At 66.1% G+C, this 13,744-nt stretch carries 10 protein-coding genes; 5 read left to right on the forward strand and 5 right to left on the reverse strand.

Annotation, left to right across the window (positions count from 1 at the left end):
• Positions 1-3: 3 nt before the first annotated feature.
• Both CQW49_RS01800 and bluB read right to left on the reverse strand, forming a co-directional pair.
• Positions 4-294, reverse strand: coding sequence for a hypothetical protein (locus CQW49_RS01800; protein WP_003613175.1), 291 nt, complete (start codon positions 292-294; stop codon positions 4-6).
• A 210-nt stretch (positions 295-504) separates the two neighbouring features.
• Positions 505-1,242 carry a 5,6-dimethylbenzimidazole synthase gene (bluB, locus tag CQW49_RS01805; RefSeq protein ID WP_003613174.1) on the reverse strand — a complete coding sequence of 246 codons (738 nt, stop codon included), beginning with the start codon at positions 1,240-1,242 and terminating at the stop codon, positions 505-507.
• A 411-nt stretch (positions 1,243-1,653) separates the two neighbouring features.
• Between bluB and CQW49_RS01815 the strand changes: the two genes are divergently transcribed.
• Positions 1,654-2,058 carry a DUF2147 domain-containing protein gene (locus tag CQW49_RS01815; protein WP_003613173.1) on the forward strand — a complete coding sequence of 135 codons (405 nt, stop codon included), beginning with the start codon at positions 1,654-1,656 and terminating at the stop codon, positions 2,056-2,058.
• A gap of 286 nt (positions 2,059-2,344) precedes the next feature.
• Positions 2,345-3,262, forward strand: coding sequence for an IS110 family RNA-guided transposase (locus CQW49_RS01820; protein WP_099831725.1), 918 nt, complete (start codon positions 2,345-2,347; stop codon positions 3,260-3,262).
• 85 nt (positions 3,263-3,347) lie between these two features.
• Here the strand turns inward: CQW49_RS01820 and CQW49_RS01825 are convergent, their stop codons facing one another.
• Positions 3,348-6,857, reverse strand: a complete 3,510-nt coding sequence (locus CQW49_RS01825; protein ID WP_003615708.1) for an indolepyruvate ferredoxin oxidoreductase family protein — start codon at positions 6,855-6,857, stop codon at positions 3,348-3,350.
• Positions 6,858-7,211: 354 nt separating this feature from the next.
• On the opposite strand from CQW49_RS01825, the gene CQW49_RS01830 reads away from it, so the two are divergent.
• From CQW49_RS01830 to CQW49_RS01840, 3 genes are all read left to right on the forward strand, one after another.
• Complete coding sequence (locus CQW49_RS01830; protein ID WP_003615706.1) at positions 7,212-7,853, forward strand: DUF1007 family protein; 642 nt, start codon at positions 7,212-7,214, stop codon at positions 7,851-7,853.
• An 80-nt stretch (positions 7,854-7,933) separates the two neighbouring features.
• The gene (locus CQW49_RS01835; protein ID WP_024749365.1) at positions 7,934-8,941 is read left to right on the forward strand and encodes a nickel/cobalt transporter; all 1,008 of its coding nucleotides are present in this window, start codon (positions 7,934-7,936) and stop codon (positions 8,939-8,941) included.
• A gap of 159 nt (positions 8,942-9,100) precedes the next feature.
• Positions 9,101-10,822 carry a long-chain-fatty-acid--CoA ligase gene (locus tag CQW49_RS01840; protein WP_003615702.1) on the forward strand — a complete coding sequence of 574 codons (1,722 nt, stop codon included), beginning with the start codon at positions 9,101-9,103 and terminating at the stop codon, positions 10,820-10,822.
• Between the two features lie 46 nt (positions 10,823-10,868).
• Here CQW49_RS01840 and CQW49_RS01845 read toward each other — a convergent pair whose 3' ends face one another.
• Positions 10,869-12,044, reverse strand: a complete 1,176-nt coding sequence (locus CQW49_RS01845; protein WP_024749364.1) for an IS4 family transposase — start codon at positions 12,042-12,044, stop codon at positions 10,869-10,871.
• Positions 12,045-12,309: 265 nt separating this feature from the next.
• Positions 12,310-13,572: an adenosylmethionine--8-amino-7-oxononanoate transaminase gene (locus CQW49_RS01850; protein ID WP_003615857.1), complete on the reverse strand. Its 1,263-nt coding sequence runs from the start codon at positions 13,570-13,572 to the stop codon at positions 12,310-12,312.
• Between the last annotated feature and the right edge of the window lie 172 nt (positions 13,573-13,744).

The following is a 13,744-nucleotide window of genomic DNA, read 5'->3' on the forward strand; positions in this document are numbered from 1 at the left end:
CCGTCAGTGCGCCGAGGAGGCGGGCGTCTCGAAGAACAGTCTCAGCACATGCAGCTCGCCACAATCCTCGACGGGCACGTGCCAGAATTTCGAGCCGAGCTCGGGAAATCGCGCCATCGGCAAATGGATTTCCGTCAGCCGCTTCTGCTTGCCGAAGCCTTCGATCATGGCGCTGCCGAGCAATTGCAGCAGATCCTCGAGCCGGTCCGGCACTTCCGTCACCGTGAGGGCGGTCGTGCTCGAAAGCGGCATGGCTTTGTCGAATACGCGTTCATAATCCGCAGGCTTCATCATCCGACCCCGCTCTGTGCGGCTATGCTCAAGCAATCATCGTGCCGCTGCCGGAACCGCCCCGGTGTTCGAGGCGCAATCGCCGCATCGCGCCGCATGCACTATAAAGCCGGCCGCTCGATCGTCAAAATGCTCGAGCGTGGCTGCGGCTCCCGGGCGACTCTCAAGCGGTCATTATATTGAACGGAATGTGACCGAATTCGAGCGGGCGGCTCACGGGTCCTTCCGTACGGCGGAGGCCGCGGCGCCCCATTTGTCTGCGAAGACGAGCTCGTCGAGCGGCAGGCGGCGCGCCCATCGCTTGACCTCGAGCTCTGGACGCACATAGGCGCGGGCGACCCGGCCGACGCAGAGATAGGCGACGATGGCGATCTGAGGCGGAATGGCGAGGATCGCGCGCAGATCCGCGTCGCGCAGGATGCTGACCCAGCCGACGCCGACGCCTTCCGCGCGCGCCGCCAGCCAGAGATTTTGCACCGCACAGGCGGTCGAGAGCAGATCGGTGTCGGGCTGCTGGGTGCGGCCGAGCCCGGTGCGGCCCTGGCGCTCGCGGTCGCAGGTCACACAGATATTGAGCGGCGCCTTCGAGATTCCCTGCAATTTGAGGCTGCGATAGTGATCGCGCCGCTCGGGCTCCAGAATTTCCACTTCCGCGGCAGTGGCGCGCTCGAAAGCCTCGCGCACGCGGGCGCGCACCGCCGCATCGCGGATGACGATGAAATTCCACGGCTGCATGAAGCCGACCGAGGGCGCGTGATGGGCGGCGTCCAGCAGGCGCCGCAACGTCTCCTCGGGAATATCGTCTGGCAGAAATTCGTCGCGGACGTCGCGCCGCGTCAGAATGGCGCGATAGACCGCCGCACGCTCCTCGGCCGAGAAAGGCGCCGCCTCGGCGAGCTCCAGCGCCGCGGTCGCGTCGATCTCACCGCCATTCGCCACATCGGCCGCCATATTCGTTCTCCGAGGCCCGACGGGCTCAACCACAGCGGCAATATGCCGCATTCGCCGATTGGCGCAAATCATTCGGGCGCCGGCCCGTCTCCGGTCGGCTCGACATGGGGCGCCGCGCGTGTCGCGTCGAGGTCTCGCCCGACCGGCCGCCGCATCGGGGAGAATTCGCTCTCGACCTGAAAAAGGCGGCGATCGAGAATAGTCGTTTCGCGACGCGCGTGCGAATCGGAGAATGTTGCTGCGACGCAATCGCTCGCCGTCCCGGCGCGCTCCTGCCGTTCGGCGAGGCGCTGCTCCATCGTGCGGCCGGGGCTTGTGCGGCGCAGCACGCTTCTTGGGCGCGCCCGGCTTGGTCTGCGGCGCGGCTCGGCCCTATACTGCCGGCCCGGACGGTTCGAACGGAGGCTTTAGATGAAGCGGTTCTGGATTTGCGCGTCGATCCTGGCGGCCCCTGCGGCGGCGGGAGCGGCGGACGCCGATCCGATCGGCAAATGGCGCGTCGCCGACGGAACGGCCACTATCCAGATCAGCCGCTGCGGCCAGGGCATGTGCGGCAAGATCGCCTGGCTGGCCGACAAGGGCCTCGACGAGAACAATCCCGACCCGCGCCAGCGCAGCCGGCCGCTGCTCGGCCTGCCGATCCTCAGCGTCGAGCCGAAAGGCTCCAATCAATGGTCCGGCACGATCTACAACGCCAAGGACGGCCAGAACTACGCCGCCAATCTCGCGCTGCGCAGCGAGACCGTGCTGCGGCTCGAAGGCTGTCTCTCCGGAACGAAGATTTGCGGCGCCGAGGATTGGACGCGGGTGCGGTGACGACTGAGGCGTCGTCCCGCGGCTCTGGATTGCTTCGCTTCGCTCGCAATTGTCTGATGGCGAGATGTTAATGAAGGGCCGTCCCGCGTGAGCGGGATGCCTCGGGCCGGGTGGCCACCCGGCCCGAGGCGCGGACCGTCAGACCGTCTCGCAATTGGGCGCGACGTCCGTCGTCATCATGGTCGGCGGTCCGCTTTCCTTTGAAACGCTTGATGAGTTGCATGGGCCTCTGCGTCGAAAGGCGAACGCCCGAAGACAATCATAAGCTCCTTCAGGATAGCCCCGAATGTCCATCTCCACCACCGCCCCTCGTATCATCGGTTGCGACGTCGGCAAGGCCCGCATCGAGATTTTCGTCAGCCGCGATCAGAGCCGCAAATCCATCGCCAATGATCCCGTCGCCCTCGCCGAATGGACGGCGACCCTCGATCCCGACTGCCTGGTCGTCTGCGAGGCCACCGGTGGTTATGAGGCCGCTCTCCTCGCCGCCCTCCTCGCGGCCGGCGTCCCGGCCCACCGCGCCGACGCCAGAAAAGTGAAGGCCTTTATCCGATCCTTGGGCGTCCACGGGAAAACCGACGCCCTCGACGCCCGCGCTCTCGCCCGCTACGGCCAGGAGCGTCATCTCCAGCTCGCCCGCTGGCAGGCGCCCGACAAAACCCGCGGAAAGTTGCAGGCGTTGGCGCTCACGCGACGCGATCTCGTCGTCCAGCGCACCGCTTTCTCAAACCGCGCGCAGGCCCCTGGAGCCGAGCCGGTGCAGAGCTATTTGAAAGCGCTTCTCGACTGTCTCGATGCTCAGATCGCGGCGATCGACGCCGACATCGCCGCTCTGATCGAGGCGCATGACGAGCTGCGCCGCTCCGAAAAAGCCTTGCGCCGCGTGGCCGGTCTCGGAGCAAAGACCGCCGCCGCCTTGCTCGCCCTCATGCCCGAGCTCGGCTCTTGTGATCGGCGACGCGCCGCCTCTCTCGCCGGCCTCGCTCCCCATCCGCGACAGAGCGGTGAAAAAGACGCCTACCGCCGCATGACCGGCGGCAGGCCGGAGGTCAAGCGCGTGCTGTTCATGGCCGCTATGTCAGCCGCAAGGCATAATCCTGCCTTGCGCGACGTCTACAAGAGGCTTCTCGCAAACGGCAAAAACCCATTGTCGCCCTTTCCGCAATTATGCGAAAAATCATCGTCATCGCCAACGCAAAGCTGAGGGACCTCAAAATGACCCCTCAACTGAGTTGATGACGGGCGCCCGAAGCCCCTACCCTTTATTCGCTACTTCGCTATTCGCTTCCTCACTCCGCCGCCAGCTTCACATCCGCCCGCGCTGTGTGGAACTCGCCACAGAGACGCGCCATCTCCGCCCTCGCCTCTTCGGTATTGCGCGCGCGGATGTGGCCGAAGCCGCGGATTTTTTCCGGAATGCGCGCCAGCGCCACCGCCGTCCCATGATTGGCCGGCGACAGACGCGGCAGAATATCGTCGAGCAGCGCTTGGTAATCGGCGAGCATCTTGCGCTCGGCGATGCGGTCGGCGTCGGGGCGGAACGGATCGAGGATCGTGCCGCGCAGGCCTCTGAATCGCGCGAGCAGCTTCAGCACTTGGAACATCCACGGGCCGAAAGTGATCTTGCGCGAGCCGCCGATGTCGTTCTTGCACTGGAACGACACGAGATTGGGCGCGAGATGCAGCTCCATGCGCAGATCGCCCTCGAAGATCTCGTCGAGCTGCCGCTTGAACGAGCCATCGGTGTAGAGCCGCGCCACCTCGAACTCGTCCTTGGCCGACATCAGCTTGAACAGATTGCGCGCCACCGCCTCGGTGAGCGCGCTCACGCCCGGCAGGCGCTCCTTCTCGAGCCGCCGCACCGTCTCGATGCGCGCGCGATAGCGCGCGGCATAAGCGGCGTTCTGATAATCGGTGAGAAAAGCGACGCGGCGATCGATGACCTCGTCGAGCGTGCGTGAGAGATCGCGCGTCTCGTTGCGGGCGCGCAGCGACGCCACCACCGCCTCGACGCTCTCGAGATCATGCGCCGCGCGTCGGCCCCAGGCGAAAGCGGAATGGTTCATCGCCACCGCCTCGCCATTGAGCTCGATGGCGCGCAGCAGCGCCGCCTCGGACAGGGGCAGGCGGCCCTTCTGCCAAGCATAGCCGAGCATGAACATATTGGCGGCGATCGAATCGCCGAGCAGCGCCAGCGCCAGCTCCGTCACATCGAGGAAATCGGCGCGATCGCCGGCGGCGTCGCGGATCGCCCGCTCGATGCGCTCGACCGGCAAAGTGAAATCGGGGTCGCGCTCGATATCGCCGGGAAACACCTGCGCGCGATTGACGAGCGCATAGGTGCGGCCGGTGTCGAAGGCCGACAGCACCTGCCGAGCGCCGGAGACGACGAGATCGCAGCCGAGCACGAGATCGGCCTCGCCGGCGGCGATGCGGATGGCGTGAACATCGTCGCGCGTGCGGCCGATCTTCACATGGCAATAGACCGCCCCGCCCTTCTGCGCGAGGCCGGCCATGTCGATGACGCCGACGCCCTTGCCCTCGAGATGCGCCGCCATGCCGAGAATGGCGCTGACGGTGACGACGCCGGTGCCGCCCATGCCGGCGACCAGCACGCCATAGGGCAGCCGGCCGATCTCCGGCGTGACCGGATCGGGCGGCGCCGGACATTGCGTCTGGCTCGGCAGCGCCGCCTTCTTCATCCGCGCGCCATGCACGGTGACGAAGCTCGGGCAGAAGCCCTCGAGGCAGGAGAGGTCTTTGTTGCAGCTCGACTGATCGATGCGGCGCTTGCGGCCGAACTCGGTCTCGAGCGGCTGCACCGACACGCAATTGGAGGCGCGTCCGCAATCGCCGCAGCCTTCGCAGACGAGCTCGTTGATGACGACGCGCACGTCCGGATCGGGATATTCGCCGCGCTTGCGCCCGCGACGCTTCTCGGTGGCGCAGGTCTGATCATAGATCAGCACGGTGACGCCCTCGGTCTCGGCGAGCTCGCTCTGGACGCGATTGATGACATTGCGGTGATGAATTTCGAGGCCCGCCGGCCATTGGATGTCGGCGGAATATTTGTGCGGCTCGTCGGAGACGAGCGCGATTTTGGCGACGCCCTCGGCGGCGACCTGCTGCGCGATCGCCTCGACGGTCAGCTCGCCCTCGTGCTTCTGGCCGCCGGTCATGGCGACGACGCCGTTGAACAAGATCTTGAAGGTGATGTTGGTCTTCGTCGCGACGGCGAAGCGGATGGCGAGCGAGCCGGAATGATTATAGGTGCCGTCGCCGAGATTTTGGAACACATGCTTGCGCGTCGAGAACGGCGCCTCGCCGATCCAATTCGCCCCCTCGCCGCCCATATGGGTGTAGCCCTCGGTCGAGCGGTCCATCCATTGCGCCATGTAATGGCAACCGATGCCGGTATAGGCGCGCGCGCCTTCCGGCACATGGGTCGAGGTGCTGTGCGGGCACCCGGAGCAAAAATGCGGCACGCGCACGGCGACGTCGCTCATCGCATGGCGCCGCGCCTGCAGCCGCTCGAGCCGCGTCACACGCGCCTCCAGCTCGTCGCTGCGCTGATATTTCAATAGGCGGCGGCCGATGGCGATGGCGATCTCATTGGCGTCGAGCGAGCCCTTGACCGGGAACAGCCAATCGCCCTGCTCGTCCTTCTTGCCGATGCAGACGGGCTGATGCGCCGAGCCATAGAGCTGCTCGCGCAATTGCACCTCGATCAGCGAGCGCTTCTCCTCGACGACGATGACGAGATCGAGCCCGCGCACGAATTCGCGCAGGCCCTGCGGCTCCAGCGGCCAGGGGCAGGCGATCTTGTAGAGGCGCAGGCCATATTCGTTCGCCTTGATCTCGTCGATGCCGAGATCGTCCATCGCTTGTCGCACATCGAGATAGGATTTGCCGACGGTGACGACGCCGATCTTCGCATTCGCCCCGCCCGAGGTGACGATGCGATTGAGCCGATTCGCGCGGATGAAGGCGAGCATGGCGTCGCGCTTGCTCTCCTGCATGCGCTCTTCCTGCGCCAGCACCGGATCGCGCGGACGAATATTGAGCCCGCCCGGGGGCAGGACAAAATCGAGCGGCGCCGCCGGCCGCAGCCGGTCGAGCGAGCCGTCGACCGAGGCGGTCGATTCGACCGTGTCCTTGATCAGCTTCAGTCCGGTCCACACGCCGGCGAAGCGCGACATGGCGAAGCCGTAGAGGCCGTAATCGAGAATCTCCTGCACGCCCGCCGGCGCGAGAATCGGCATCATCACGTCGACGAACATGAATTCGGACTGATGCGCGGTGGTGGAGGATTCGGCGGTATGGTCGTCGCCCATCAGCGCCAGCACGCCGCCATGGCGCGAGGCGCCGGCGAGATTGACATGGCGTAGCGCGTCGCCGGAGCGGTCGACGCCGGGACCCTTGCCGTACCAGACGGAGAAGACGCCGTCATATTTGCCCTCGCCGCGCATCTCCGCCTGCTGCGCGCCCCAGATGGCGGTGGCGGCCAGATCCTCGTTGAGGCCCGGCATAAACAGAATTTCGTTCTTCTCGAGCACGGATTTGGCGCGATGGAGCTGCGCATCCATGCCACCGAGCGGCGAGCCGCGATAGCCGGAGACGAAGCCCGCCGTGTGGAGGCCGGCGCGGCGGTCGAGCTCCTTCTGCATCAGCAGCAGCCGCACGATCGCCTGCGTGCCGTTGAGCAGCACGAGCGGCTTGGAAAGGTCGAAACGATCGGCGAGAGACACTTCGCCCGAGGCGGGGCCGGTTTTTGCGTGGCCGGCGATCACATCCGCCATACGAATCCTCTCCTGCAGGTCACGACGCCCGACGCGGCGCGCTCCGCCTGCCTTCGAGCTACGCTGTACCGACCAACGACGGCTTAGTCGTGACGGCGCCGGCCGCGCGTCGCCATCGGCTTGTCGCGGGACCATCGCCCGTGGCAGTATACGGCGCCGCAGCGGAGGCCATCAAGCGAGGTGGATTGCGCAGGGGGCTCCCGCTCACGGACGCTCCACGGCCGAAATTCCCGCAGAACGCGAAAAAGCCGTCGCGCTCCAGCGGCCGCGGCGCCGGATTGCCGTCTTCGAGCCCTATCTTCACGGCGATTCGCCTCGAATGTCCGATCTTCCCCCACCGGAGGTGCGCGGTTCATGCGTCCGAGATTGCCCGGAATTATCGTGATTCTCGCCCTCCTCGTCCCCGGTTTCGCGAAGGCGCATCCCCATGTCTGGGTCGTCGTGCGCAGTGAGATCGCATTCACGCCCGACGGCAAGGTCCGGGGCGTGCGCCACGCCTGGACCTTCGACGAAATGTATTCGGCCTTCGCTCTGCAGGGCCTCGGCAAGGACGGCAAGCCGCCGACGCGCGAGGAATTGGCGCCGATCGCCAAGGTGAACGCCGAATCGCTGGCGGAATTCGACTATTTCACCTTCGCCAAACACGACAACGCCAAGGCGGCTTTCGGCCCGCCCGAGGACGTCTATCTCGAGGCCGACGACAAGAAGATCGTGACCATGCATTTCCTGCTGCCGCTGGAAACGCCGGTCTCGGCGCGCAAGCCCTTCTCCTTCCAGGTCTATGATCCGACCTATTTCGTCGCCTTCGACTTCGAGAAGCAAGATCCGATCGCCCTCGCCGCGGCGCCCTCCGGCTGCTCGACCAGCCTCGTGCAGCCGAAGCCGCTGCTCTCCGCCGAGACGCAGAAGCTCAGCGAAGCCTTCTTCAGCAATATGTCGCCCGGCGCCGATTTCGGCATCAAGCTCGCGACCCGCGTCGTGGTGGCCTGCCCGTGAGCCGTTTCCGTCCCGTTGCGGTTCGTCATTGCGGGGAGCGCAGCGACGAAGCAATCCAGGAGCCGCCCCGCGGCTCTAGATTGCTTCGCTTCGCTCGCAACGACGCCCTTCTCTTTTTGGTCACCGCGGCGGCCCTGCTGATTCTGCAGGACGCCGCCCTCGCGCAGGCGGCGCGCCATCCCTTCGCCGTGGGGCCGGCCGAGAGCGGCGGCGCGGCGACCGGCTTCGCCGGGCTGATCCTCGCCTGGCAGAGCAAGTTCCAGCTCCAGCTACAGAGCGCCGTGCGGGCGCTGAAGACCGACGGCGGCGCGTTTTTTCCGCTGGCCGCGGCGAGCTTCGCCTATGGCGTCTTCCACGCCGCGGGACCGGGGCACGGCAAGGCCGTGCTCGCCTCCTATATGATCGCCAATGAGACGGCGCTGAAGCGCGGCCTGCTGCTGGCGGCGCTCGCCGCGCTGCTGCAAGGCTCCGTGGCGATCGCCATCGTCGGCGTCGCGGCCGTCGCCTTCTCCGCCACAGCGCGGCAGATGACCGACGCCGCCGGCTATGTGGAGGCGGCGAGCTATCTCGTCATCGCCGCGCTCGGCGCGCGGCTCGTCTATGTGAAGGGCCGGGCCTTGCTCGACGCGCTGCGGGAGCCGGCGCTCGCCCTCGCGCCGGCGCGCGCCTTCGCCTGCGACTGGACCGACGATCCGACCCATGTCCATGGGCCCGACTGCGGGCACGCGCATATGGTCGATCCGGCCACGCTCGGCGCCGGCTTTCGCTGGGGCGATGCGCTGGCGACGGTGCTCGCCGCGGGCCTGCGTCCCTGCTCCGGCGCGCTGCTGGTGCTGGCTTTCGCGCTGTCGCAGGGCGTGTTCCTCGCCGGCGCCGGAGCGATTGTGCTGATGTCGGCGGGCACGGCCATCACCACCGGCGCATTGGCGGCGACGGCCGTCTTCGCCAAGGACGCGGCGGCGCGGCTGACACAAAAAAGCGCGCGGCGGGCGACGACGATTTTTCGCGGCGCGGAACTGGCCGCGGCGCTGCTGGTGCTGGCGCTCGGCGTGGCGATGCTCGTGGGCTGGCTGGCGCGATCGTCCTGAAAGAAAGAGCGAGCCTGAAGGCTCGCTCTTTCGCGCCCGTTTGCTGCGTCGCCGCATAGCATGGCGCGAGCCTGGGGCTGCGCCCGCGAGTGATGCGCGCTATGTGTTGGGTGGATTCGCTCAACTCACCGCCGCCGCCGGCGCGTCTCGAGGCCACCCATGACAGACGCATCTCTCGCGCTCGACCCTTACGCCGCGCGTCCCTGGCTCGCCTCTTATCCGCCGAGCGTCGCGCCGGACATCGATCCCGCCGAGCCGCGCACTCTGGTCGAGGTGTTTCGTCGCAGCGTCGCCGCGCATTCCGACAAAATCGCGCTCGAGAGCTTCGGCGCGACGCTGACCTTCGCGCAATTCGACGGCGCCGCGCGCGCCATCGCCGCCTTTCTGCAATCGCAGGGCCTGAAGAAGGGCGATCGCGTCGCGATCATGTCGCCCAATGTGATGGCCTATCCGCCGATCATCTTCGGCGTGCTGCTCGCCGGCGGCGCGGTGGTCAACGTCAATCCGCTCTACACGCCGAGCGAGCTCTCCTTTCAGATCAATGATTCCGGCGCGCGCATCGTCTTCGTGCTGGAGAATTTCGCCCATACGGTCGAAGCCGCATGGCCCGACATGTCGATCGATCTCGCGGTCGTCGTCACGCCAGGCGATCTGCTCGGGCTCAAAGGCAAGCTCGTCGATTTCGTCTCGCGCTATGTGAAATGCGCCGTGCGGCCCTATCAGCTGCCGACGAGCATGCGCTTTCGCGATATCATGAAGCAAGGCTCGGCGCGCTCGGCGCGCGACGTCGAGATCGCACCGGACGATCTCGCTTTTCTGCAATATACGGGCGGCACGACCGGCGTCGCCAAGGGAGCGATGCTGCTCCACCGCAATGTCGCGGCCAATGTGGCGCAAGCGACCGCCTGGCTGCATCCGTTTCTGCTGGAGGCGTCCGGGCGCGAGCGGCCGCAGAAGATGGTGGCGGCGCTGCCGCTCTATCACATTTTCGGCCTCACCGCCTGTCTGCTGGTGCTGGTGCGCATCGGCGGCTCCTGCCTGCTCATCGCCAATCCGCGCGACATCGCCGGCTTCGTGAAGACGCTGCGCAAGTCGCGCTTCTCGATGATCTCCGGCGTCAACACGCTCTATGCGGCGCTCGCCGATCATCCGCAATTCGCGCAGGTCGACTTCTCTCGCCTCGTCTTCTGCATCGCCGGCGGCATGGCGACGCAGGACGTCGTCGCGCGCAAATGGAGAGCGATCACCGGCCGCCCGATCATCGAAGGCTATGGGCTCTCCGAGACCTCGCCGGTCGTCGCCTGCAACAGGCCCGATCTCGAGGAATTCTCCGGCTCGATCGGCTATCCGCATCCCTCGACCGCCGTGTCGATCCGCGCGCCCTCGGGCGAGCCGGTTCCGATCGGCGAGCGCGGGGAGCTGTGCGTGAAGGGTCCGCAGGTGATGCCGGGATATTGGAATCGCCCCGCCGAGACCGAGGCGGCGTTCACGCCGGACGGGTTTTTTCGCACCGGCGATGTGGCGATCATGCTGCCGGACGGACAGGTGAAGCTCGTCGATCGTTTGAAGGAGATGATTCTCGTCTCCGGCTTCAACGTCTATCCGAACGAGGTCGAGAATGTGCTGGTGCAGCATCCCAAGGTGAAGGAGGCGGCGGTGATCGGCGTTCCCGATCCGCATTCGGGCGAGGCGCCGCTCGCCTTCATCGTGCCGCGCGACGCCAGCGTCACCGGCCAGGAGCTGCATGATTTCTGCCGCAAGACGCTGACGCACTATAAGGCGCCGAAGCATTTCGAATTCCGCGACAGCCTGCCGAAGAGCAATGTCGGCAAGGTGCTGCGGCGCGTGCTGCGCGACGAGGTGCAAGCGCGAGCCGAATGAGGAGGTTCTCCCTTCTCCCGCCCTGCGCACGGCTGTCCGGGGAAAATCAGGCATAGGCGAGCTCCAGCTGCCTCGGCGATATGCGCCGCCGCGCGGCCTGATATTTGGGCGGCGGCCGTTCGAGTCTGTCGATCGGTCGCCGCTCGAACAGAAACCTGCCGGCGAGCTCCGAGAACCGCAGATGCGCGAGTTCGATATCGTGGCGGTGGGCGGCGATGCGCAGCAGCACGAAAGCGATCATCGCCGCGATCAGCTGCAGCCGCACGGCGTTCTCGTTTTCGCCGAGAAACTTGCGGATGTTGAGATGCTGCTTGATCCAGCGGAACAGCAGCTCTATGGCCCAGCGCGCCTTGTAGAGCGCGGCGATCTCGACCGCCGAACGCGTCATGTCGTTGGTGATCACGACGATCAGCTGCGGCTTGCCGTCCTTCAGCGCATCGCGTTGAATATGAAGGCGACGCAGCGGCATGGGCAGTTTCGAGTCGCCCTTGCTGGCGAGCTCGACCTCGCAATCCCTGAGCACGGTGTAGCCTTCGCCGCGCGTCTGCGGCATCTCCCGATCCGCGAGGTCGGCGAGGCGGGTGTTGCTCTTGGGGCGCGTGACGAACAAGGCTCGGGCCTCGTGAATGTCCCTCCACCATTTGAAATCATAATAGCCCTTGTCGAAGACATAGGTCGCGCCGGCCTCGATCGGCGTCTTCTTGCCGATCTCGACATCGTTGACATTGGCGGGCGTGACCTCGACGCAGAAGGGGCGGTCGACCCCGGGATCGTAGACGACATGCATCTTCATGCCGTGGATGCGGCCGTTCGAGCGGGCGAAGTCGTGGAACTTGCTCAACGGGATAGGCGTCGAATCGATGAGGCGCAGCAGCTCGGCGCCGTCGCGGCGCGTTCTGCGGTCGAGTTCGCAGGAGAGGCGCGCGAAAAGATCGGCGAAGACGCCGACGGGCCGGCGTGCGTTGGCTTCGGCGAGGGTGGAGCGGGCGATCCTGCGGACGCCGAGGTGATAATGGGAGCCGCTGTTGGCGTTGAAGGCGGCCTCGAGGCTGCGCAGGCTCGTTTCGCCGCCGAGCTGAGCGGCGATCAGGACGACGAGATGATCCCAGCTCTTGAAGGATTTGTCGTAGGCGTCGCCCTTGTGGCGCGCGACGATTTGGCCGAACGCGCGACGATCGATCGGCTTGAGCAAGTCGACAAAAACGCTATTCTGGAAGCGCATGTCTGGTCCTTTATTTTCCAGTCTCGACAACCGGAAAATACCCCGAAACCTTCGGAAGTACCAGGCATGCGCCCGCGACTTATCGACTCATTCCCCGGACAGCCGTGCGCCCTGCGGGAGAAGGTGGCCCGACGCAGTCGGGTCGGATGAAGGCCTGCGCCGAAAAGGCGTGGCGTCGACGCGCCGCTAATCTTATGGACCCTCATCCGACCTCGCTTCGCGAGGCCACCTTCTCCCGCAAGCGGGAGAAGGAAAATGCGAGCCTTCAGGCGTATCGGTCGGCGGCTTCGGCGATCGCGTCATAGATCGCGTCGAGCTCGTGGCCCTCCACACAATAGGGCGGCAGCACATAGATCGTGTTGCCGAGCGGACGAAGCAGCAGGCCGCGCGCGACGAAAAATTCATGCAGTGTCGGGCCGATGGTCGCCAGATAGCCGCTGTCGGCGACGCGCAGATCGAGCGCTGCGATCGTGCCGATGCGGCGCATGTCGGAAAAGCGCGCGTCATTCGCAAAGCGCGCGAGCCGCTCCTCCTGCATCGCGCAGAGCCGCGTCACACGCCCGCGCACGTCCTCGCTCTCCCATATGTCGAGATTGGCGAGCGCCGCCGCGCAGGCGATCGGATTGGCGGTGAAGGAGCTCGAGTGAAAGAAGGTGCGCGCGCGGTCGGTCGAATAATGCGCATCGAAAATCTCCGCCCTGCACATGGTGACCGCGAGCGGCAATGAACCGCCGGTGATTCCCTTCGCATAGCAGGCGATATCGGGGACGACTCCGGCCTGCTCGCAGGCGAACAGGGTTCCAGTGCGGCCGAAGCCGGTCATCACCTCATCGGCGACGAACAGCACGCCGTGGGCGGCGCAGATGCGCTTCATCTCGCGCAGAATATCGGCGCCATAGACGAGCATGCCGCCGGCGCCGAGCACCAGAGGCTCGACCACGAAAGCCGCCGCGTCGCCGCTGCGGCACGCCGCCTCCAGCGCGTCGAGCGTCGCCTGCCCGACGCCGCGCGGGAAGGGAATGCGCGTGACATCGAACAGCAGCGGCTCGTAGGCGGCGTTGAACACCGAGCGCGCGCCGGTCGACATGGCGCCGATGGTGTCGCCATGATAGCCATGCTCCAGCGCCAGCACGCGCGCGCGTCGCTCGCCGCGATTGCGGAAGAAGCCCAGCGCCATTTTGATCGCGACTTCGACCGAAGTGGAGCCGCTGTCGGAATAGAACACATGATCGAGGCCGGCGGGCGTCAGCGCGACGAGCCTTCGCGCCAGCAATTCGGCCGGCTCATGGGTGAAGCCGGCGAAGATCAGCTGATCGAGGCGATCGGCCTGATCCTTGATCGCCTGCACGATGCGCGGATGGCGATGGCCATGAGTGATCACCCACCAGGAAGAGATGGCGTCGAGAATGCGGCGGCCGTCCGCGGTCTCGAGCCAGGCCCCCTCCCCGCGCGCGACAAGGATCGCGTCCTTCTGCAACGCATGCTGCGTGAACGGGCGCCAGATGGGAGAGGATCTGGAAACGGTCATGGGTTCGCTCCGCTCCCGCTGTGCTTTCGAACAGGCGAGCCAGAAAAAAGCCAGCGACGGTCGAGCGCGACTCCTTCTCCCATAGGGAGAAGGTGGCCTCGCGAAGCGAGGTCGGATGAGGGGTTCCGCAAAAATCGGAGAGGCGGCAACCCCTCACCCGGCCGCTTCGCGG

The sequence above is a fragment of the Methylosinus trichosporium OB3b genome, from assembly GCF_002752655.1.
Classification (GTDB): domain Bacteria; phylum Pseudomonadota; class Alphaproteobacteria; order Rhizobiales; family Beijerinckiaceae; genus Methylosinus; species Methylosinus trichosporium.